Consider the following 20,975-nt stretch of genomic DNA (forward strand, 5'->3'; position numbering starts at 1 on the left):
TAGGCTTGGAGTCATCCAAGCCTATTCTTATTGGGTTAGCGTTTAAGTTTTGCAAATGCCGCTGCGAAAGCAGTCTCTGTTTGCGGTGCTTGTCGTGTATTGCCACGGTCATGATTGCGCTCTGTGCGGCGTTCTGGGTTACGAGCCGCCGAGCCGCCTTTGCTGCCTGCGGATGGTTCGTCGTCTAAGCGCATCGACAGGCCGATTCGGGCGCGTTGGACATCGACTTCCATGACTTTGACTTTGACGAGTTGGCCTGTTTTGACAACTTCGCGTGGATCAGATACGTATTTGTTTGAGAGCGCTGAGATGTGGACGAGGCCGTCTTGATGCACGCCGATGTCAACGAATGCGCCAAAATTGGCGACGTTGGTGATGACGCCTTCGAGAATCATGCCTGTGGTCAAGTCTCTGATGTCCTCAATGCCGTCACTGAACGTGGCAGTTTTGAATTCACCACGCGGATCGCGTCCTGGTTTTTCCAGCTCGTTAAAAATGTCTTTGACGGTAGGTAGACCGAATTTTTCGTCGGTGAATTCACTGGGTGATACACCTTTGAGGGCTTCTTTTTTGCCCATGACGTCTTTAATGCCTTGCTGAATTTTTGCCAAGATTTTCTCAACGACAGGGTAAGCTTCAGGGTGAACCGCAGACGCATCGAGCGGGTTGGTTGAGTTGGCGATGCGCAGAAAGCCTGCTGCTTGCTCGAATGTTTTATCGCCCAAGCGGGGCACTTTTTTGAGCGCGTTGCGATTCTCAAAAGCACCGTTCGCGTCACGATAGTCCACGATGTTTTTCGCGAGAATGCTGTTTAAACCCGATACGTTGGCGAGGAGCTGAGCCGAAGCTGTGTTGACGTCAACGCCTACCGCATTCACACAGTCCTCAACCACAGCAGTCAACGCACGGGCGAGCTCGCGCTGGTTGACGTCGTGTTGGTATTGACCGACACCAATCGCTTTGGCATCAATTTTGACCAATTCGGCGAGCGGGTCTTGCAATCGGCGAGCAATTGAGACAGCACCACGGATGCTGACATCAAGATCGGGGAACTCTTTGGCGGCCAACTCTGAGGCGGAGTACACAGACGCGCCAGCTTCAGAGACGACGATTTTTTGGAGCCCCAGTTCTGGATGGCGTTTCATGAGGTCGGCCACGAGTTTTTCGGTTTCGCGTGAGGCTGTGCCGTTACCGATGGCGATCAGTTGCACACCATGTTGTTTGGCGAGCACGGCGATGCGGTGCAACGAGCCTTCCCAGTCATTGCGCGGTTGGTGAGGATAAATGGTGTCGTGTGCAAGAAATTTTGATGTTGAGTCAATCACCGCGATTTTACAACCAGTGCGAATGCCTGGGTCAATGCCCATGATGGCTTTGTGGCCTGCTGGCGCGGCGAGCAGTAGATCTCGCAAGTTTTTACCAAACACGTTGATGGCTTCGAGTTCGGCGGCTTCGCGCAAATTGCCCAGCAGCTCGGTTTCGAGGTGTAATTGCAGCTTGACGCGCCAAGCCCAACGGCAGCAATTGAGTAAAAATGCATCACCTGAACAGTTTTGGTCAGCGATGTTGAATTGTTGGGCGATTTGGGTTTCGCACGGGTGTGGCGTGACTTGCTCAAGCTCTTCGGATAAGCCCAAACGCACGGTCAAAATCCCTTCATTGCGGCCGCGGAAAATGGCCAAAGCACGGTGTGACGGCACGTTGGCTAGTTTTTCATCATAAGCAAAATAGTCTAAGAATTTTTGTCCCTCGGTTTCTTTGCCTGCGACAACAGCGGCGTATACGACCCCGTTTTTATTGAGGTAAGCGCGCAAATTGGCCAGTAACTCAGCGTTTTCAGAGAAGTTTTCTGCCAAAATGTCGCGCGCGCCATTAAGTGCCGCTTTCACGTCATTGATGCCAGCTTCGGCGTTGAGGTATTTGGCCGCTTCGGTAGCGGAGTCCAATGTGGGATCGGCGAGCAATGCCAATGCCAGAGGCTCTAAACCAGCTTCGCGCGCGATTTGCGCTCGTGTGCGGCGTTTGGGTTTGTAGGGCAGGTATAAATCTTCGAGGGTTTGTTTGGTTGCTGCGGTGTCGATGGACTGGAATAATTCAGGTGTGAGTTTGCCTTGCTCTTCAATCGATTTGACGATGGCAGCACGACGTTCTTCGAGTTCGGTGAGGTAGTTGAGGCGTTCTTCGAGGCTGCGTAGTTGCGTGTCATCTAAGCCATCGGTGACCTCTTTACGGTAGCGAGAGATGAATGGAACGGTCGCGCCTTCATTTAATAATGTCACTGCAGCCAACGCTTGATGGGGCTTAATCTGCAAATCGGCAGCGATTTGGGGGATAATACGGTTTTGCAAAATATCTGCGGCAGTCGTTGTGCTCATACAAAATCACTTCTAATCAATACGAAAAAGTACAAAACTACCTTTTTCGTGGGTTGTTTTAAAAATTTTGTTCAGGGTTAATATCCCGACAAAATTAAATAAAAACCAATGAATTGGTTCACGTTGGGTAAATGACAACGCCCATGTTTAATAGGCTTCGGTCAGAAAATCAAAACTCACCCACTTATGATGATGTTCACCTCAAATTTCAAAAATGCTCTTTCGAGAGCCGCCTATTGTGCCATATTTGTTGCCTTGTCGGGTTGCGCCAGCTCTAATTCTGGCATCCTGAACGCGGCGAGTAATGATGCACTGGCTGTGGAAAAAGTGCGAGCGCGCGCGAATCTCATCCCCAGTGTCGCGGTCGCGCAAGCCATGGAGTCGAACGCGTTGATGCGTCAAAAGGCGGCGGATGAGCTCATTGTCGGCATTGAATCGGCCTGTATGCCTAAATTCCTTGTCAATAAGTGTATCAGTGACGCGCGTACCGCGCGCAACGATGCATGGGACAATGCCCAAATTGATCTAACCGCCGCGAGATTATTCCTTCGGACAGCTGAGTCAAATGAGCAACGCGCTGTGTTGCAACAAAAAATCGCAGACTACAACGCTGAACAAATTGCCAGCGCACCGATTCGCGCTGCCAACAAAGCCGCATATGAGTCTAAAAAAACAGCCTTTGTTCAACGTCAAGCCGCGTATGTTGCTGAGCAAGCCGCTAAAGCACCTGAGCGTGCAGCCAATGTCAGCGAGTTCCAAGCCAAACAAGATGAGCTCAATGCACTGAAGGAAAAGCGCGTGGAAGATGCTGCCAAACGTGCTGCAGAAGCTGCGGCTAAAAGCCCATGAGTGAATCCATTTCTGCATCGCACCTCGAAACTGAAAACGAGTTGGCCACTGCGCTGCCTTTTGCCCAGTCGCATCAGTTGAACCAAGTTTTTGGTGACGACGGCGCATTCGCTCGCCACTTGCCGCATTACCGCGCACGTATTGAGCAGCTCGAAATGGCACAAGCAGTGACCCGTGCACTCAATGATGTTGGTTGCGCGCTGTTAGAGGCGGGTACGGGGACAGGCAAAACATTTGCCTATCTCGCGCCTGCTCTGATGTGGGGGGGGAAGGTCATTGTCTCTACTGGGACAAAAACCTTACAAGACCAATTGTTTGAGCGAGACTTGCCCACCGTTCGTCAAGTGTTGCAAGCCCCCGTGTCGATTGCCCTACTCAAAGGGCGTAATAACTATGTGTGCCATTATCATCTTGACCGCGTGCTGCTCAATGGTCGTTTGTCCAGCCGTGATGACATCAAGCACCTCAACCGCTTGAAAAAAGATTTAAACATCGTCAAGCGCGGTGATAAGTCTGAATGGCCAGACATTCCCGAAGATGCCACGGTTTGGTCACAAGTGACCTCGACGCGCGAAACCTGTCTCGGCTCTGAGTGTCCGAACAACAAAGAATGCTTTGTCATGCAAGCGCGTCGCGATGCGCAAGCCGCCGATGTCGTGGTGGTCAATCATCATCTGTTTTTCGCTGATGTGATGTTGCGCGAAGAGGGCGTCGCCGAGTTACTACCTGCCGCCAATACGGTGATTTTTGATGAGGCGCATCAAGTGCCCGATATCGCCAGTGTTTTTTTTGGCCAACAAGTCACCACCTCGCAAGTCATTGATTTGGCTCGTGATTTACTGGCTGAGGGCATCACGCACGCGCGCGATGCCCTCAATTGGGCTGATATAAAAGATACATTAGAGCGCGCCGCAAAGGATTTTCGTATTGCCTGTGGCGCAGACAATGGTCGCTGGAGTGCCGCGCAGCTCCCCGCCGACGCGCCGCTTTGGGCAGCATTAGATAAATTACAAGAAATCCTCAACGAATCACTTGTGCAAATCGAGCCTGTCACCGTGCGTGCCGATACCATCGGTCAATGCGCTGAACGGCTGCATAACCTCATCGCCAGTTTCGAGCAGTGGCAGAGCCAAGCGGGTAATTCAGACATGGTGCGCTGGGTTGAAGCACTGACGTACTCGGTGCGACTGAACGCCACCCCGTTATCTGTGGCCGAAGGCTTTACACGGCAGCGTGAGTCTGACCACATGCGTACTTGGATTTTCGCTTCGGCTACTCTGTCGGTAAAAAAAGACTTCACACTATTTAAAGAGCAACTTGGTTTGCACGATGCCATCACTGCCAGTTGGGACAGTCCATTTGATTATGCGCAACAAGGGTTGTTGTATGTGCCAGAAGGCTTGCCTGAGCCCTCTTCGCGTGCTTTTGGTAACGTGGTTTTGGAGAAAATTTGGCCTGTGTTGAAAGCCTCTAATGGGCGTGCGTTTTTACTTTGCACCACACTCGCAGCGGTCAAACGCTACGCGGCATGGCTCGATGAGCAGATTCGCGCGCATGACTTACCATGGACCTTACTTGTGCAAGGTCAAGCCTCACGTACTGAAATTTTGAACCAATATCGTGCTGCAACAAATCCTGTTCTGGTTGGCTCACAGAGTTTTTGGGAGGGCGTTGATGTTCGCGGCGAAGCACTTTCGGTGGTTATCATTGACAAGTTGCCTTTCGCGCCGCCAGACGATCCTGTTCTTGCTGCACGTCTGAAAGTCTACGAGGAGCGCGGTGAAAATGGCTTCGTCGCTTATCAAGTCCCGCAAGCAGTCATCAGCCTCAAACAAGGCGCGGGTCGTTTGATTCGCTCCGAAACTGACAAAGGTGTTTTGATGATTTGCGACTCTCGCCTCATCACCAAACCTTACGGCAAGCGCATTTGGCAAAGCCTGCCGAAATTCGCACGCACACGGCATGAGCGCGTGGTCACAGATTTTTTTGAGTCGACTTAATATCACATCAATAATCATATCAATATTGAATTGATAAAAACGGAAAAAACACACAACATGGCATCACACAAAACCCAATTCGTCGCCCCCAAGTCTGACAACAAACGCTTAGCGAACTTGTGCGGCGTACTCGATGAAAATCTGCGTCAAATAGAACAGGCTTATAACGTCACCATTGCGCGGCGTGCTTCGCGCTTTAATATTACGGGTTCAAGTGGTGCGCGAGTGAGTGAGGTGGCGCAGGCTCTGGCGCACTTTTATGATATGTCATCGCGTGAGCTGACGATTGATGATGTGCAGTTGGGGATTGTGCAGTTGCAGGCGGGTTTCACGGCAAAGGTGGCGAATGCAAACGGTACCGACGAGCAGCGTCACGATGCGCGGGTGTTGTTGCATGCGGCTCGTTCAAAAGTCGATGACGATGATAATCGCCATGTTTCGGCACGCTTGCCTGTACATGCTTTGCCTGAGATGGACGATGCGGGGCCTGTGTTGCACACGCGCCGTCCTGATCTACAGGCTCGCACACCACGGCAAAAAATATATCTCGAAAATATATTGTCGCACGACATCACATTTGGTACGGGGCCTGCGGGCACGGGCAAAACGTATTTGGCCGTTGCGTGCGCGGTCGATGCACTCGAGCGCGATGCGGTCAAACGCATTATTCTCACGCGACCTGCGGTGGAGGCGGGTGAGCGGCTCGGCTTTTTACCTGGGGACTTAACGCAAAAAGTTGATCCGTATTTGCGGCCTTTGTATGATGCGCTGTATGATTTGATGGGCTTTGACAAGGTGCAAAAATTATTTGAAAAGCAAATGATTGAAATCGCACCGCTTGCGTATATGCGCGGTCGCACCTTGAACCACGCGTTCATTATCTTGGACGAAGCGCAAAACACCACGCCTGAGCAGATGAAAATGTTTTTAACCCGCATCGGTTTTGGCGCACGTGTCGTCGTGACAGGTGATCCATCACAGCTCGATTTGCCCAAAGGCATGAAAAGCGGACTGACTGACGCGATGCAAACCTTGCAAAAAGTGCGCGGCATTGCGTTTTCTGAGTTCACATCGGTAGACGTGGTGCGTCACCCGCTCGTGGCTCGGATTGTCGATGCATATGATGCGCGTGCGAAAGTGTTGGCGAAAGAGCAGGCGCGGTTGGAGAAGTTGGCGAAGTTGGAACGAGCGACCAAAGAGTCAAAATAACACACTTTGGCAAACCGATAAGCATGACGATGACTAAAGAGAAACCATGGCTAAATTATCCTTAAGTATTCAATACGCTGACCCACTCCACGACTGGTCTGTGACATTGCCGCGCCCACTGTTGCGCCGTTGGGTGAAGGCTGCCTTACAGCAGGACGCGAATCTGACGCTGCGATTTGTCGATGAGGATGAGGGTCGTGCGTTGAATCGTGATTATCGAGGCAAGGATTATGCGACGAATGTGTTGACATTCGCGTACAACGACTTGGACGATGCCGATTGTGATGATTTGCCCGAAGAAGTTCGCGCGGCATTGGCTCAGATTCATGGTGAACAGATTGAGGCAGATATTATTTTATGTAGTGCGGTGCTGCAACGCGAGGCGGCTGAGCAAGGTAAAACGCTCATTGAGCGCGCAGCACATCTCGTGGTGCATGGGGTGTTGCATGCACAAGGGTTTGACCACATTGAGGATGATGAGGCTGAATTGATGGAGGGCTTGGAGACGCAGATTTTGGCTGGGCTGGGCTTTGACAATCCTTATGCGATAGATGGCATGCGGATTGTGGATTGAGATGGCAGGAGACGATTTTGACACAGATAAACAGTAAGCCACCGGCACTTTATATCGCACTTGAGCTGATTGGCTTTGTGCTTTTTGGCGTGGCAATCTATGAGTTAAATCGAGGAGAGGTAGTGCCGCCCCATTTTTTTGCAGTTCCCGTATTATCAATGGGTGTTTGTGGTGTTGGGGCTTTTGTCATCGGCACCTCTGGTCTTGCACCACCTAAAATCAAAAAAATCATCTTTAAAATAGAACATCCATTCTAAACATAATGCACGTCACATGAAAAAAACACGCTTTATCGACCACTATCTATCCACGATGTCGCAACAAGGCCACACGCCAGACTCCGCACAGTCAGCTGCGGCGAATCGTCTGCAAAAATGTGAAGACGAGTGGGCTGAGTTTAAATCCAAGGCATCCAATAAATTCCTCAAATTTTTCACCAAAGCCGAAATCCCAACAGGCGTTTATCTGTGGGGTGGCGTCGGGCGTGGCAAAAGCGTATTGATGGACACTTTTTATAACCACATCAACATTCGCCGAAAAATTCGGATTCATTTTCACGAATTCATGCACAGCGTACACCGTGAATTAGAGCAGCTCAAAGGTATGTCAGACCCGCTTGATGAAGTGGCCAAACGGGTGGCAGAGCGTTATCGACTGATTTGCTTCGATGAATTTCATGTATCCGACATTGCCGATGCGATGATTTTGCATCGTTTGCTGAATGGTCTGGTCAAACACGGTGTCGGCTTCATCATGACATCGAATTACAAGCCAGATGACTTGTATCCCAATGGGCTACATCGTGACAGAATGCTGCCTGCGATTGAGTTGATTAAACACATCACTGATGTGTTTAATGTTGACTCTGGTATCGATTACCGTCGTCGCACGCTGACGCAAGCGACGGTATACCACACACCAAACGATGAAACGGCGGATCAAGAGCTCGGGCGGTTATTCCGTGAGCTTGCAGGCCAGTCCGAGGGTGCAACCCTACGCATCAATCACCGAGATATCAAGGCAGTGTCATATGGTGGGAAAGTAGCGTGGTTTGATTTCAACACACTGTGCGGCTCGGCGCGTTCCCAAAATGACTATCTCGAACTCATTGCGCGGTTCGAGACCATAGTTTTGGCGAATGTGCCACAGCTATCGCCCGCGATGTTTTCTGCGGCGCGACGATTCACTTGGTTGATTGATGTGATGTATGACCACAAGACAAAACTATTCATTAGTGCGGCAACCACACCTGAGCAGCTTTATACTGAAGGCCAAATGGCGAATGAGTTTTTTCGCACCGTGTCGCGATTGACTGAGATGCAATCGCAAGAGTATTTGGCTGAGGAAGTCATCAGCGTTAAAGCCTTATAAACACAGGGGTGAGGCGATGTCGCGAAAAGCGTTTGATGACGATGATGAGTTTGAGCAATTTGAATTTGATTCAGAGCCTTTTGAATCAAGTACAGCGTCGCCGACAGACAACAACGCTGCCGCTGGATATGAAACCGTTCGCACCTCGCGCCAATACGCCAATCAATCAATCAGCAAAACAGCCAAGTGGGTCAACCTAACGCCCGATGAGTTGCGTCAGCGCACGCGCGCTCGCGCAGTGTATTTTCTCTCGCGCCGAGAGTATTCTCGCTCAGAGTTAAGGGCACGTTTGATTGTATCGCTTAGAGATACGCCTGTCACAACAGAGATGATTGATGACGCACTGGATTTTATGGCAAAAAATCGTTGGCAGTCAGATGAGCGATTTGTGCAACAAACCGTCAAAGTCAAAGGCGCAAAGTTTGGTCTGTCGCGTGTCAAACACGAGTTAAACCAGCACCATTTGCCCGCAGAAATTGTCGCAGAGCAGCTCGACTCGCTTGCGCAAACAGAAGTGAGTCGCGCCAGAGAGGTCTGGCAACGAAAATTTGGCCAACCACCTGCTGATATGAAGGAGCGCGCCAAACAAGTTCGCTTCATGGCCAGCCGAGGCTTCTCGTTTGATGTCATTAAAAAGGCCATGTCAGGAATCGACGATGGACTTGACGAAGAAATGTTTTCAGGCACACAATGAGAAAATAAAATGACCGTTCGATAATCTTGTTGACAAGAATCAACGGCGGCCAACCAAACGCATCATCTGCGACGGAAATAACACCCATGACGCTCAATCTAAATACCCAAATTAACGGCTTAAGCGAACCAACGTCTCGCCAACTCATGCACCGCCGAACGTTTACCTATGAGGTTTACGAGCGCGAAGATGGCCTATGGGACATCGACGCGCAAATGCAAGACCACAAAACTCATGACATCACGGTCGCTAATCAGCCGCGTACAGTTGGCGAAGCCCTTCACCATATGGTGCTGCGGTTGACATTGGACAACACACTCACTATCGTGGCGGTTGAGTCTAAAACCATCGCTGCGCCTTACAATGAGCTGTGTCAAGCCATCAATCCTGCATATGAAAAAATGGTTGGGCTCAACGTGCTCAAAGGTTTTCGCGCTGGTTTAAAAGAGCGTTTTGCCGATACAGCGGGTTGCACCCACATTACTGAGCTTGCCAACACAGTACCGACGGTTGCTATTCAAGGTATTGGTGTAGAGCTGGCGGTACGGGCACGAAAAAGTGTCGAGGCTTCGGGCGAAGAGTTTGGCATTAAGCCTTTTCAATTAGACAAATGTCATGCATTGGCCACTGATGCCCAAGCTGTAGCGCTCTACTATCCAAAGTGGTATACGGGGGATTTGCCAAACAAATAAAGCACTATTCACCACAAAGCTTTCCTGGCTTGGTGAGTTTGAGTGTCATTTAGGCGTTGTACTTGTTTTGGTTTTGCTTGAGCTGGAGGTCATTCAGACTTTTGTCAGCAATGCTGTGGTTTAATGGTAAATCACTCTTTTTGTACCGCATCGCACAAAACTTGATAAAAACCATATCAATTATGTACGCATGTTGTAAAATGTTGCGTCTTGAGCGATACGTGGATGTTTTGTCGTGTCTTTAAATCTAACTTTTCACAAAGGTGTTTTCCATGAAAATTCATGAGTACCAAGGTAAAGAAATCTTGAAAAAATATGGCGTGCCAGTACCACGCGCGATTCCTGCTTTTTCAGTTGATGAATCAATCAAAGCAGCGGAAGCCTTGGGTGGCTCAGTTTGGGTGGTTAAGGCACAAATTCATGCGGGCGGTCGTGGTAAAGGTGGTGGCGTGAAAGTCGCCAAATCAATGGACGAGTTGAAAAAATATGCCACCGAAATCCTCGGTATGCAGCTCATAACGCACCAAACAGGCTCAGCGGGTCAAAAAGTTCGCCGTTTGCTCATCGAAGAGGGCGCGGACATCCAAAAAGAATACTACCTCGGTATGGTTGTTGACCGTGGTACACAAAAAATTTGCATCATGGCCTCATCTGAAGGTGGGATGGACATTGAGCATGTGGCAGAACATACGCCAGAGTTGATTCACAAAGCATTTGTCGCACCTGCTGAAGGTTTGTCTGACGTTGTTGCCGATGATTTGTCACGCAAAATGGGTATTCCTGAAGCATCTGTGGAAGGTGCGCGTGTGGCGTTGCAGGGCTTGTTTAAAGCCTTTATCGAAACCGATGCGGATTTGGCTGAAATCAACCCGCTCATTACCACTGGTGATGGCCGCGTGGTCGCGTTGGATGCAAAAATGAATTTTGATTCAAATGCGTTGTTCCGTCACCCAGAAATCGTCGAAATGCGCGATTTGGATGAAGAAGATCCAGCAGAAATCGAAGCGTCAAAATTTGACCTCGCTTACATTTCGTTAGACGGCAACATCGGTTGTTTGGTCAATGGCGCGGGTTTGGCGATGGCCACCATGGACACAATTAAATTGTACGGCGGCGAGCCAGCCAACTTCCTCGATGTGGGCGGTGGTGCGACGGCTGAGAAGGTTACCGAAGCATTCAAAATTATGCTTAAAAATCCAGATCTCAAAGCGATTTTGGTCAATATTTTTGGTGGCATCATGCGCTGTGACGTGATTGCAGAAGGTGTGATTGCCGCTGCGAAACAAGTTCAATTGCAAGTTCCACTCGTTGTCCGTATGAAGGGCACGAATGAAGACTTAGGCAAAAAAATGCTTGCTGAGTCAGGTTTGCCTATTATCTCTGCTGATTCAATGGCAGAAGCCGCTGAAAAAGTGGTGACAGCAACAGGCGGTACAGTGCCTGATCACCTGAAAGCAGACGCTTCAAGTGCGCGTTTGGCTGAACAAGCAGACGGTTTTAATGCTGTTGCCATCGGTGTCGGCGCGGCGGCTGTCGCTGCGGTAGAAGGTTTGTCTAACGTGACGCAAGCCGTGACAGACAAGTCATCGACCATGCTGGGCTTGACTGCGGGCATCGCTGCTGATGGTGTGAGTGCAGTGGTGTCTGGTGTCAGCGCAGGGGTTAATGCGGTTGGCGAGGTAGCGGCCGATGCTGCTGGTGCGGTCATTGATGTTGTCGTCGATGCTGCCGATGTTGTCGGTGATGTGGGAGCAAAAGCTTATGATGCAGTAGTCACTGGCGCAGAAAAAATTGTTGATGGTACTGCCGCGAGTTCGGCCTATGACACAGTCGTTGATGGCGCAGAAAAAGTCATTGGTGGTGTTGGTGACGTGGTTTCAGGTGCTGCCAGTACAGTTGCTGATGTGGCTGGTGCTGTGGTCGAAACGGCTTCTGAAACGTTGGACAATATCGGTGATGGTGTTGCAGCGGCAGGCAAAGGAGCTGTTGCTGTGGGTGCTTCGGCGGTTGGCTTGGCTGGTGCAACGGCTGAGAAAGCAGCTGGCGGCGTGGCTGGATTCCTCAAGCGTTTTTGGTGGTTGATTTTGCTGGTATTGGCTTTTGCCGTTTACCTCGCAGCCAAATGACTACACACGAATGAACGAACATAAGGATAGATTATCATGAGTATTTTGATTAACAAAGACACACGCGTCATCACCCAAGGCATCACAGGCAAAACAGGTCAATTTCACACACGTATGTGCCGTGAATATGCGAATGGTAAAAACGCTTTCGTTGCGGGTGTAAACCCCAAAAAAGCGGGTGAGGATTTTGAAGGCGTGCCAATCTACGGCACGGTATCCGAAGCTGCCGCTCAAACAGGTGCAACTGCTTCTGTTATCTACGTTCCGCCAGCAGGCGCAGCTGCCGCGATTTGGGAGGCTGTAGAAGCCAACCTTGATTTGGTTATTTGCATCACAGAAGGCATTCCTGTGCGCGATATGATGGAAGTGCGTGAGCGCATGCGTCGTGAAAATCGCAAAACATTATTGCTCGGACCGAATTGCCCTGGTGTGATTACACCTGATGAGTTGAAAATCGGCATCATGCCTGGTCATATTCACCGCAAAGGTCGTATTGGCGTGGTTTCACGCTCAGGTACGCTGACTTACGAAGCCGTGGCTCAATTGACTGAGCTCGGTTTGGGTCAATCATCAGCTGTTGGTATCGGTGGTGATCCTGTCAACGGTTTGAAACACATCGACATCATGCGCATGTTCAACGATGACCCAGACACCGATGCGGTTGTCATGATTGGTGAAATCGGCGGCGGTGACGAAGAAGCCGCTGCGCTGTGGATTAAAGACAACATGAAAAAACCAGTGGTCGGCTTTATCGCGGGTGTGACTGCACCAGAAGGTAAGCGCATGGGGCACGCGGGTGCTATCGTTTCTGGTGGTAAAGGCACAGCGCAGGAAAAACTCGACATCATGGCCGCATGTGGCATCACGGTCACGAAAAACCCTTCTGAAATGGGTCGTTTGCTCAAAGCAGCGATTTCTTAATCTAAAGGTTAACAGCTGACAAAAGGGCGCATCAAGCGCTCTTTTGTTTAAGTTTGGCTGCTTTGGTGAACAAAGGGAACTAAAATGAATATCAAAAATGCAGCACAAGTGATGCTCAAAGAGTTTTGGGGCGCGTGGTTAATTACGGTGGTTGCCCTTGCAGTGGCTTACTATGTTGGTGGTTGGGCGGGTTTGTTTGCCGCCCTGATTTTGTCGTTGTTTGAAATTTCGATTTCATTTGACAATGCCGTGGTCAATGCCATCGTCCTTAAAAAGCAAAGTGCGGCGTTTCGCACAGCATTTTTAACCATCGGGTTTTTGATTGGTGTCATCGGTATGCGTTTGTTACTGCCGCTGCTGATTGTATCGCTAACTACAGGCATGGGTTTTGGCGAAGTTTACAACATGGCGGTTAATGAACCAGCAAAATACAGCGAGCAACTTCACCATCACCACGCCGAGGTCATGCTCTTTGGTGGTGGGTTTCTCATGATGGTTGCGCTCACTTGGTTGTTTGACCATGAGCGCGATGTGCACTGGCTCGGTGGTTTTGAGCGTCGTTTGGGTCAGTTGGGACGTTTGTCGATGGTGGCCGCAGGCGTATCATTGTTGCTCGCACTCATTGTCGTATTTAACTTGCCTGCAGAAAAACAATACGCCGCGCTTCTCGCAGGTGTGCTCGGCGTCACTGTCTATATCTTCGTTGGTGGCTTGGGTGATGTATTGGGTAGTGAAGAAGTCTCTGAGGCTGGTGAAATGGTCAAAAAGGGCTTGGCTGCTTCAATCAGCACATTTTTGTTCCTTGAGGTACGTGATGCATCGTTTAGTTTTGATGGTGTGATTGGTGCATTCGCCATCAGCAGCAACATCTTCATCATCATGCTCGGCTTGGGTGTGGGCGCACAGTGGGTACGTTCAATGACGGTTTTCTTTGTCAAGCGTGACACCCTCAGCGAATATATTTTTCTCGAGCACGGTGCACACTGGGCGATTCTCGCGCTCGCGGTACTTATGTACACCAGTGCGCTTTATGAGATTCCTGAGGTCATCACAGGCTTGATAGGGCTGGTCTTGATTGGATGGTCACTCTTGTCATCTGTTCGTGCCCGTAATCGGCTCATGGCTGACAAAAAACGTGATGAGCAACTAAAATAAAGCACAAAAAATTGTAAAGGGGCTTGCCATTTTTCTCAAACCCCTCTATAATCGCCTTTCTTCGGAGTGTAGCGCAGCCCGGTAGCGCACCTGGTTTGGGACCAGGGGGTCCAAGGTTCGAATCCTTGTACTCCGACCATATTTTTATGCCTTTCAGCAATCTGCCCGTAGCTCAGTTGGATAGAGCAACAGCCTTCTAAGCTGTGGGTCACAGGTTCGATTCCTGTCGGGCAGGCCATCATGGCCACACTATTTCACTGGTGGCTGTAGCTCAGTTGGTAGAGTCCAGGATTGTGATTCCTGTTGTCGCGGGTTCGAGCCCCGTCAGCCACCCCACTTAAACTACCAGTAGTACCTATGGTTAGCAAGCGAAGCCGCTTAAACATTTAGTTTAGCGGCTTTTTTGTCGTCTATGGGTAACGCGGGGCAACGTCGGTATCAATTAAAAAAGCGGGTACATTTGCGGGTATATTGCTAGGCTGAAAAAATGTATCCGCTTTTTGTACACAATGGCTGCCTTTTTTGATGGCGCGCTTCGTTTGGACTCTTACATGAGAATCACATCGTACTGCTCTTGAGAAAACATGCCTTGCGCTTGCAGTGAGATGGTTTTACCAATTTGGTTGGATAAAGCGGCAAGGTGAGGAGCGATTTCATCGAGCAGCATATCAATCACATCAGGGTGCGCAACGACGCGAAACGCTGTGGCGGAGAACTGACAAGCTTCGCGGCGAATCTCGCGCAAAATTTCGTAACAGGTGGTGCGCGTGGTCTTGACGATGCCTCGGCCTTCGCATGTCGGGCATGGCTCGCACAATAATTGAGCGAGAGACTCGCGGGTACGCTTTCGGGTGATTTCGATGAGTCCAAGTGGTGAGAATGGGTGAACCGCGACACGGGTTCGGTCATGTGAAAACTCAGTTTGCAGCACATTCATGACATGTTCGGCATGTGCTGGATCATGCATATCGATGAAGTCGAGGATGATGATGCCACCCAAATTGCGCAGGCGAAGCTGATGCACGATTTCACGCGCTGCCTCGAGATTGGTTTTCAAGATGGTGTCAGCGAAGTTGCGCCCAGAGACGTACGAACCTGTGTTAACGTCAATGGTCGTCATGGCTTCGGTTGGCTCGATGATGAGATAGCCACCTGATTTTAAATCGACGCGATGACCGAGTGCGGTGTTGATATCGTCTTCTACTTTGTACGCATCAAACAATGGTCGCTCAATCGGTGCGAGTTTGATTTTGTCGTGTACCGATGGCGTGTAGGTGAGTGCGAATGATTGCAAGTCGGCAAGGTTTTGCGCGTCATCTGTGATGATGCTGGCCGTATCTGTGGTGACCATATCACGCAACACGCGTTGGGCAAGCGTTAAATCGCGATGAACCAGCTGTGGTGCAGGGAATCGCTTCGTACTATCAGAGATGCTTTGCCATGTTCGCGTGAGGTAGTCGATGTCATTTTGCCACTCGTGCATGGGCAAACCACATGCTGCGGTGCGGATGATGTAACCACCGTTGGGCTTCTCGCCGAGTAGCTCTGTCAGTTGCTGTTTGAGTTGGTTACGCTCCGCTTCATCTTCTACTTTTTGGGTGACACCGATGCCTGATTCTTTGGGCAAGTACACCAGCAATCTACCAGCAATGCTGATTTTCGTTGATAGCCGCGCTCCTTTGGTGCCAATCGGGTCTTTGATGACTTGCACGAGGACGGTTTGTCCATCAAATAAAATGGTTTCAATCGGCGGCAAGCTGCTCGTGTTTTGTGACGCTGATGGGCTGTGCGCAGCGATGACCATGTCGGCCACGTGTAAAAATGCCGTGCGCTCTAAACCGATTTCGATGAACGCAGACTGCATCCCTGGTAAAACGCGCACGACTTTGCCCAGATAAATATTGCCGACAATGCCTAAGTTCGCGCTGCGTTCGATGTAGATTTCTTGAACACGTGAGTCCTCAAGGATGGCGACGCGGGTTTCAAAAGCGGAGTGGTTGATGAGAATGTCTTGTTTCATGATGGCCGTTTATTTTGAGCGATGAGTCTATATAGTTATGAATCGCCATGTGAGGCATTTTAATGAGTTTAGCGATTTAAGGGGTGGGTGCGTGCAGGTTTTGCAAAATATCCGCCACTTCGAACAGTGGCAAACCCATCACCGCAGAAAAACTACCTGACAGATGGCTGATAAAGCAAGCCGATAAACCCTGAATCGCATAAGCACCTGCCTTGCCAAACGGCTCGCCACTCGCGATGTACACATCAATATCTTCAGTCGTGAGCAGACGGAACGTCACATCACTGGTGACCACACGCTCGATGAGCTGACCATCGTGCACGACGGCAATCGCTGTGTGGGTTTGATGGGTTTTGCCCGACAGTTGGTTGAGCATGGTGTGCACGTCGGTGGCATTGGCTGGTTTGCCAAAAATCCTGTCATTCAGCGCCACTGTGGTGTCTGCACATAAAATCGGTCTAGTCGGTAGCTGGTGCGCGCTGATTTGTGCGAACGAGGCAAATGCCTTTGCACGGCAGACGCGGCGCACATAGTCGAGTGCAGGCTCATTCGGTAGCTCTGCCTCAAGCAACTCCGCCGCCTCAGAATCATCTGGACGAATGATCTCGAATGGCACGCCAATTTGCTCTAATAACTGCGCACGGCGTGGACTGGTGGAGGCGAGGTAAATGGCAGGGAATGAAGAGGGCATGATGGTCAAATAAACGGCATTTAGGGTAGTGTCTCAGTTTGAAATTTAGCGGTATTTTAACCCGATACTGTTTGTGATAGACTTAGCGAATGAAAAAGAAACTTGATCTAAACCAACTCGCTAAGTCTATCGTTGAACAGGCTACGGGTGACGAGGAAATAAAAAATCCGCCACTTAAAACACCTCGTGGTCAAAGTGGCGGACAGGCTAGGGCTAACTCTCTTACAAAAGAAGAAAAGGCAGATATTGCGCGTTTAGCCGCTTTATCTCGTTGGAAGAAAACTGATTAAGATGCTTCACCTGAATCATAATCGGGCGAATTAAGCCGCTCCTCTACGTCATCAGTGAAGTCAAGCACTAAGTTTATTGGCTCTTCTTCATTGTGTCTATTATTCCAAACCGTTTCATCGATTTTCAACTGAGTGCCATCGCCAACCATTTGCTGTCTTCGGCTTGTTAGCGAGGCAAGCATTTGTGGTCGAGTTGCATCATCTATGTCAACCCATAGTGTCAATTGCTTGCCATTATTAGATACTCTCAAAGCATGATTTGCTCTGTAAGACCAGCCTGTTTTTGGGTCTTGCCTGTGTTCTTCACGTGCTGCCTGTGAGAACTGAGCTGCAAGTAGTTCTTTTGCAGTCTTTGGCTGTGGAGCAACAACTCCCTTTTTCATCGCCCATTCAGCTACTAACTCCATATCAAGTGTTTTGTTGCCAGTCTCAGCGCGATAAAGCTGCATCATCTGCTGTAATTGTTCATTCTTTGTTACCATTTCTTCTACCTTTCCCTATTAAAATGGAGACACATCGCCCCAGCCATCATAAATAGCACTTGGCAAAACGTGCTGTCTAATTTTTTCATTGTATGAATTAAATAATTCAAATCTCTTAGTTTTAAACCTTATTTGACCAGCAACTAAACATGGGTGTACGCCATGGATTTTACAAAATCCGAGAAAGTCTCTTGTAGGGAAAAGAGGGCTTTTTCTTGCAATAAAACTTTTGAGCTTGTCTTGTGGAACGCAAAACTCAGATGCGGCTTCATTAGCTTCAACCTCTTGTTGTTGAATAGTTTCTGTATCACCCGATATGTCATTATCTATATGAGCTGTTGATTTACTGTGTTCTTTTATTAGATGCTCTAATTCATGCCTCAATACAAACCAAAAATTATCCATCCTATCAAAGCGAAGTGAAATACCAATTACTGGCTTAGATTCTGAAAGCCAAAAACAAACCCCATCAATCTTTGATGATTTTAATGCTTCGACAAAAACCAGTCTAATACCAGCCTCTGTAAATAATTTCGGAACTTTTCTCGCTTCCTCTGGCGCAATCAATAATGGTTTTAGCTGTTTGAGCAAAGATGTGGCTTTAGCTTGAGAGTATGGCTTAACAACCATGTTCTCAGCAATTTTTTTCACCTTATATAACCAAGCCAGTTGGATAGGAGTTACATCATCATCGGCGTTTGTTTTCTTTGCGGCATGAGGGAAAATCTCCGACCAATCAGAATCTTTACTACCAAAGAAATCAGAAATTGAGCTTTCTATTTCTTCAATATCTTTTGTGTTTTTAACTGATAACCAGCCACGATTTATCATTTCAGTTATAGGTAAATCAGAAAGCAGTTTAGCGCGACTTGCACGTTTAGGGTTTGGTGTACTTGTATATCTTGCCTTTGCTAAATCAAAATTTTTTTGTAAGTCTAAAAATACCTCTGCTTTAACTAAAAAAACCTCTTCAAGCTGAATAGCTAGTTCAGCAGTTATATGAACCTTATCAGCAATTAGCTTGCTGATAAAAGTTTCGTCTTTATTTAGCACGGACGCGACTAACCTATTCGTCCATCCGTTATCGGACACCAATGCAGCAACCAGTTGCCCAGGGGTTTTATATATACTTTCGGTTTTCATAAAGCCATTATAGCATACTTGCGCAATTTAGCAAACTATTGATTTATACTTGCAAATCAATTATAATTCATTATGAATTTATGTAATGAAAGTATATTATGAATATAATGCCAATCGAAAAACGTGTACAAATTATCCAGCTTTTGGTTGAAGGTAACTCAATGCGTTCTGTAGAGCGCATCGTAGGGTGTTCAATCAATACTGTGACAAAGCTACTCGTTGAGGTTGGCCAAGCGTGCGCAGACTATCAAGGCAAAGCCATGCGCAATTTAAATTGCAAGCGCGTACAGTGTGATGAAATTTGGAGTTTCGTTTATGCCAAAGAGCGCAACATTCCTGATGAATTAAAAGACGTATTTGGCTATGGTGACGTGTACACATGGACAGCGATTGATGCAGATACTAAACTCATTCCAAGCTGGTTTGTTGGTACTCGTGGCGCAGAAAGCGCACATGCTTTTATCAGTGATTTAGCTGGTCGCATGACTAACCGTGTGCAATTGACTACAGACGGACACAAAGCCTATTTAGAAGCCGTAGAAGAGGCATTTCACGGCGATATTGACTACGCAATGCTTGTAAAGCTGTACGGCAACAACCCAAAAGAAGATCAACGCAAGTATAGTCTTTCAAAATTTAAAGGCGCGGTTCAAGGCGTGGTATCGGGCAATCCTGAAAAAGAACACGTAAGCACTTCTTTTGTTGAACGCCAAAACTTAACCATGCGTATGCACATGCGCCGCTTTACTCGCTTAACCAATGGTTTTAGCAAAAAAGTTGACAATCACATGAACGCAGTTAGCCTGCACTTCATGTATTACAACTTCGCTAAAATCCACAAAACACTGCGGGTAACGCCTGCTATGGAGGCTGGTATCAGTGACCACGTTTGGAGTATTGAGGAAATCGTGCGTTTAGTCCCTGAACCTGTGGCTAAAAAGCGTGGTTCGTACAAAAAAACAGAAAAAAGAGTTGAAATTATTAGTGAAGGTGCTACAATTACTTCACACAAGAAGAAACACTTCGAGTGATTATGATTAGTGTGTTCGGTGCGCCGAACCTCAAGAATGCGAAACAGGGCAAACACGAGTTTGCCCTGTTTCTATTTGTAAATAAGGGTGGGTATGAAAAAAGCTTGCGTGTTCGTTGATGGTGAGAACCTTAGATATTCATTGGTAGGGTGCCTATGTGATACAACTGATTTTTTACAGGCGGACTATCTACCAAAAAATGCAAACTGGTCTCAATTTTTTGACCATATTGTAAATGAAGCCTCCAATAATACAAGTGAAAGATTAAGAACATATTGGTATGTGATTGAGTCAGTTGATTTTATTCCATACCGTTTTGAAAAACTTAATGGGCAGGACTTACAAAATACTCTTAATAGAGACAAAGAATGCAAACAAAAAATAATTTCCGCTTCCGACAAAGATGCTGAGGCTACTACAATCAAAGATGGTCTTATAAGAAAGAAAAAGAATTTCAGCTCAAGGTTTAGTGGATGGCAGTCAATACAAAATGGGATTGCGATGAAGCACAAAGCTATTCAATTTAAACGCTCTGGAGCGATTAAATATAATCTATTTACAGAAGAACTCGGAGAGGAAAAGACTGTTGATGTTAGTCTTGCTGTAGATGCTCTAATAATGGAAAAAAATTATGATATTGCAATAATAGTATCAGGAGACCAAGACTATGTGCCAATTGCTCAAGCGCTTAGAGATAGAGGAAAAACCGTTGTCAATGTTTCGTTTAAGAAAAAAAATGGACAATTATTGCCAGGTGGTGCAGCAAGACTGAATATGAATGTAGATTGGTCATATGAGCTAAATTTTGCAGATTTGGCACAATTGATGAACGTGTCCATTAAGTAAACAATTTCAAACTGAGACACTACCGCATTTAGGCACGGTGATAAGGGTGATTATTGTTAATACTGTATGCACGGTAGATTTGCTCAGCGAGCAAAACACGCACCATTCCGTGTGGCATGGTTAAACTTGAGAGGCGCATGAGCGCGTGTGCGGTGCTTTTTAATTCGGGTGTGAGACCATCGGCACCGCCGATGATGAGAACGACCTGACTTTGCTCGTTTTGCCAGCGTGTTAGATGTGCCGCGAGTTTGACACTTGAGATGTCTTCGCCACGCTCGTCGAGGGCGACGATGTACGCGCCTTTGGGGATGGCTGCTTGGATTTTCGCCGCTTCCAGTGTCATGGCGTGCTCGATCGTTCTGCCTTCGCGCGGTTCGGGTTTTAACTCTTTGCATTCGAGTTTGATTTCGCGTGCGGGTAGGCGTTTGGCGTATTCGTTGTATGCCTCAATCACCCATTTGGGTTGTTTGTGCGAGACGCTGATGATGGTTAGGGTGAGGCTCATA

General features: G+C 48.2%; 19 protein-coding genes, 3 tRNA genes and 1 pseudogene. 17 read left to right on the plus strand and 6 right to left on the minus strand.

The window, feature by feature from the left end; genetic code table 11:
* Window positions 1-35: 35 nt before the first annotated feature.
* Window positions 36-2,375, minus strand: a complete 2,340-nt coding sequence (locus tag IE082_RS03420) for a Tex family protein (protein WP_189491598.1) — start codon at window positions 2,373-2,375, stop codon at window positions 36-38.
* Window positions 2,376-2,561: 186 nt separating this feature from the next.
* Here IE082_RS03420 and IE082_RS03425 point away from each other — a divergent pair, with 186 nt between their 5' ends.
* The 14 genes and pseudogenes from IE082_RS03425 to IE082_RS03490 all read left to right on the plus strand — a co-directional run bounded on the left by IE082_RS03425 (window position 2,562) and on the right by IE082_RS03490 (window position 14,302).
* Window positions 2,562-3,224, plus strand: coding sequence for a hypothetical protein (locus tag IE082_RS03425; RefSeq protein ID WP_189491600.1), 663 nt, complete (start codon window positions 2,562-2,564; stop codon window positions 3,222-3,224).
* The gene (gene yoaA, locus IE082_RS03430) at window positions 3,221-5,224 is read left to right on the plus strand and encodes a DNA repair helicase YoaA (protein WP_189491601.1); all 2,004 of its coding nucleotides are present in this window, start codon (window positions 3,221-3,223) and stop codon (window positions 5,222-5,224) included. Before IE082_RS03425 ends, yoaA begins: the two co-directional genes overlap by 4 nt.
* Window positions 5,225-5,281: 57 nt before the next feature.
* Window positions 5,282-6,433, plus strand: a complete 1,152-nt coding sequence (locus tag IE082_RS03435) for a PhoH family protein (protein ID WP_189491603.1) — start codon at window positions 5,282-5,284, stop codon at window positions 6,431-6,433.
* Window positions 6,434-6,479: 46 nt separating this feature from the next.
* The gene (gene ybeY / locus IE082_RS03440) at window positions 6,480-7,007 is read left to right on the plus strand and encodes an rRNA maturation RNase YbeY (RefSeq protein ID WP_189491604.1); all 528 of its coding nucleotides are present in this window, start codon (window positions 6,480-6,482) and stop codon (window positions 7,005-7,007) included.
* Window positions 7,008-7,024: 17 nt separating this feature from the next.
* Window positions 7,025-7,264 (plus strand): hypothetical protein, encoded by a 240-nt coding sequence (locus IE082_RS03445; RefSeq protein ID WP_189491608.1) that lies wholly within the window; start codon window positions 7,025-7,027, stop codon window positions 7,262-7,264.
* Window positions 7,265-7,280: 16 nt separating this feature from the next.
* Window positions 7,281-8,378 (plus strand): cell division protein ZapE, encoded by a 1,098-nt coding sequence (gene zapE / locus IE082_RS03450; protein ID WP_189491611.1) that lies wholly within the window; start codon window positions 7,281-7,283, stop codon window positions 8,376-8,378.
* Between the two features lie 16 nt (window positions 8,379-8,394).
* Window positions 8,395-9,072, plus strand: coding sequence for a recombination regulator RecX (gene recX, locus IE082_RS03455; protein ID WP_189491614.1), 678 nt, complete (start codon window positions 8,395-8,397; stop codon window positions 9,070-9,072).
* Between the two features lie 86 nt (window positions 9,073-9,158).
* Window positions 9,159-9,764 (plus strand): DUF2889 domain-containing protein, encoded by a 606-nt coding sequence (locus IE082_RS03460; RefSeq protein WP_229809698.1) that lies wholly within the window; start codon window positions 9,159-9,161, stop codon window positions 9,762-9,764.
* A 272-nt stretch (window positions 9,765-10,036) separates the two neighbouring features.
* A pseudogene (gene sucC, locus IE082_RS03465) lies at window positions 10,037-11,197 on the plus strand (ADP-forming succinate--CoA ligase subunit beta); the annotation flags it as partial.
* A gap of 729 nt (window positions 11,198-11,926) precedes the next feature.
* Window positions 11,927-12,811: a succinate--CoA ligase subunit alpha gene (gene sucD, locus IE082_RS03470; RefSeq protein WP_189491617.1), complete on the plus strand. Its 885-nt coding sequence runs from the start codon at window positions 11,927-11,929 to the stop codon at window positions 12,809-12,811.
* Between the two features lie 84 nt (window positions 12,812-12,895).
* Complete coding sequence (locus IE082_RS03475; protein ID WP_229809699.1) at window positions 12,896-13,966, plus strand: DUF475 domain-containing protein; 1,071 nt, start codon at window positions 12,896-12,898, stop codon at window positions 13,964-13,966.
* Window positions 13,967-14,028: 62 nt separating this feature from the next.
* Window positions 14,029-14,105: transfer RNA gene (locus tag IE082_RS03480), tRNA-Pro, on the plus strand.
* Between the two features lie 22 nt (window positions 14,106-14,127).
* A tRNA-Arg gene (locus IE082_RS03485) sits at window positions 14,128-14,204 on the plus strand.
* 22 nt (window positions 14,205-14,226) lie between these two features.
* Window positions 14,227-14,302 (plus strand) — tRNA-His (locus IE082_RS03490).
* A gap of 211 nt (window positions 14,303-14,513) precedes the next feature.
* On the opposite strand, the gene IE082_RS03495 is transcribed toward IE082_RS03490, so the two are convergent.
* Window positions 14,514-15,986 carry an Rne/Rng family ribonuclease gene (locus IE082_RS03495; RefSeq protein WP_189491620.1) on the minus strand — a complete coding sequence of 491 codons (1,473 nt, stop codon included), beginning with the start codon at window positions 15,984-15,986 and terminating at the stop codon, window positions 14,514-14,516.
* Window positions 15,987-16,062: 76 nt separating this feature from the next.
* Window positions 16,063-16,677: a Maf family protein gene (locus IE082_RS03500; protein ID WP_189491623.1), complete on the minus strand. Its 615-nt coding sequence runs from the start codon at window positions 16,675-16,677 to the stop codon at window positions 16,063-16,065.
* A gap of 89 nt (window positions 16,678-16,766) precedes the next feature.
* Between IE082_RS03500 and IE082_RS03505 the strand changes: the two genes are divergently transcribed.
* The gene (locus IE082_RS03505) at window positions 16,767-16,967 is read left to right on the plus strand and encodes a hypothetical protein (protein WP_189491624.1); all 201 of its coding nucleotides are present in this window, start codon (window positions 16,767-16,769) and stop codon (window positions 16,965-16,967) included.
* Here IE082_RS03505 and IE082_RS03510 read toward each other — a convergent pair.
* Together IE082_RS03510 and IE082_RS03515 are read right to left on the minus strand one after the other, a co-directional pair.
* Window positions 16,964-17,449 (minus strand): hypothetical protein, encoded by a 486-nt coding sequence (locus IE082_RS03510; protein ID WP_189491626.1) that lies wholly within the window; start codon window positions 17,447-17,449, stop codon window positions 16,964-16,966. The genes IE082_RS03505 and IE082_RS03510 overlap by 4 nt on opposite strands.
* Window positions 17,450-17,467: 18 nt before the next feature.
* Window positions 17,468-18,592 carry an XRE family transcriptional regulator gene (locus IE082_RS03515; RefSeq protein ID WP_189491628.1) on the minus strand — a complete coding sequence of 375 codons (1,125 nt, stop codon included), beginning with the start codon at window positions 18,590-18,592 and terminating at the stop codon, window positions 17,468-17,470.
* A gap of 98 nt (window positions 18,593-18,690) precedes the next feature.
* Between IE082_RS03515 and IE082_RS03520 the strand changes: the two genes are divergently transcribed.
* A complete protein-coding gene (locus IE082_RS03520; protein ID WP_189491630.1) occupies window positions 18,691-19,623 on the plus strand; it encodes a DDE-type integrase/transposase/recombinase in 933 nt (310 codons plus the stop codon).
* Between the two features lie 93 nt (window positions 19,624-19,716).
* The gene (locus IE082_RS03525; RefSeq protein ID WP_189491632.1) at window positions 19,717-20,469 is read left to right on the plus strand and encodes an NYN domain-containing protein; all 753 of its coding nucleotides are present in this window, start codon (window positions 19,717-19,719) and stop codon (window positions 20,467-20,469) included.
* Between the two features lie 28 nt (window positions 20,470-20,497).
* On the opposite strand, the gene rlmH is transcribed toward IE082_RS03525, so the two are convergent.
* Window positions 20,498-20,974 carry a 23S rRNA (pseudouridine(1915)-N(3))-methyltransferase RlmH gene (gene rlmH, locus IE082_RS03530; protein ID WP_189491634.1) on the minus strand — a complete coding sequence of 159 codons (477 nt, stop codon included), beginning with the start codon at window positions 20,972-20,974 and terminating at the stop codon, window positions 20,498-20,500.
* Window position 20,975: the final 1 nt, after the last annotated feature.

The sequence above is a fragment of the Formosimonas limnophila genome (assembly GCF_014652675.1).
Taxonomy (GTDB): Bacteria; Pseudomonadota; Gammaproteobacteria; order Burkholderiales; family Burkholderiaceae; genus Hydromonas; species Hydromonas limnophila.

Coding starts and splice junctions, on each gene's coding strand:
- IE082_RS03420 (WP_189491598.1), bottom strand. CDS start 2,375: ATGAGCACAACGACTGCCGCAGATATTTTGCAAAACCGTATTATCCCC.
- IE082_RS03425 (WP_189491600.1), top strand. CDS start 2,562: ATGATGATGTTCACCTCAAATTTCAAAAATGCTCTTTCGAGAGCCGCC.
- yoaA (WP_189491601.1), top strand. CDS start 3,221: ATGAGTGAATCCATTTCTGCATCGCACCTCGAAACTGAAAACGAGTTG.
- IE082_RS03435 (WP_189491603.1), top strand. CDS start 5,282: ATGGCATCACACAAAACCCAATTCGTCGCCCCCAAGTCTGACAACAAA.
- ybeY (WP_189491604.1), top strand. CDS start 6,480: ATGGCTAAATTATCCTTAAGTATTCAATACGCTGACCCACTCCACGAC.
- zapE (WP_189491611.1), top strand. CDS start 7,281: ATGAAAAAAACACGCTTTATCGACCACTATCTATCCACGATGTCGCAA.
- recX (WP_189491614.1), top strand. CDS start 8,395: ATGTCGCGAAAAGCGTTTGATGACGATGATGAGTTTGAGCAATTTGAA.
- IE082_RS03460 (WP_229809698.1), top strand. CDS start 9,159: ATGACGCTCAATCTAAATACCCAAATTAACGGCTTAAGCGAACCAACG.
- sucD (WP_189491617.1), top strand. CDS start 11,927: ATGAGTATTTTGATTAACAAAGACACACGCGTCATCACCCAAGGCATC.
- IE082_RS03475 (WP_229809699.1), top strand. CDS start 12,896: ATGAATATCAAAAATGCAGCACAAGTGATGCTCAAAGAGTTTTGGGGC.
- IE082_RS03495 (WP_189491620.1), bottom strand. CDS start 15,986: ATGAAACAAGACATTCTCATCAACCACTCCGCTTTTGAAACCCGCGTC.
- IE082_RS03500 (WP_189491623.1), bottom strand. CDS start 16,677: ATGCCCTCTTCATTCCCTGCCATTTACCTCGCCTCCACCAGTCCACGC.
- IE082_RS03505 (WP_189491624.1), top strand. CDS start 16,767: ATGAAAAAGAAACTTGATCTAAACCAACTCGCTAAGTCTATCGTTGAA.
- IE082_RS03510 (WP_189491626.1), bottom strand. CDS start 17,449: ATGGTAACAAAGAATGAACAATTACAGCAGATGATGCAGCTTTATCGC.
- IE082_RS03515 (WP_189491628.1), bottom strand. CDS start 18,592: ATGAAAACCGAAAGTATATATAAAACCCCTGGGCAACTGGTTGCTGCA.
- IE082_RS03520 (WP_189491630.1), top strand. CDS start 18,691: ATGAATATAATGCCAATCGAAAAACGTGTACAAATTATCCAGCTTTTG.
- IE082_RS03525 (WP_189491632.1), top strand. CDS start 19,717: ATGAAAAAAGCTTGCGTGTTCGTTGATGGTGAGAACCTTAGATATTCA.
- rlmH (WP_189491634.1), bottom strand. CDS start 20,974: ATGAGCCTCACCCTAACCATCATCAGCGTCTCGCACAAACAACCCAAA.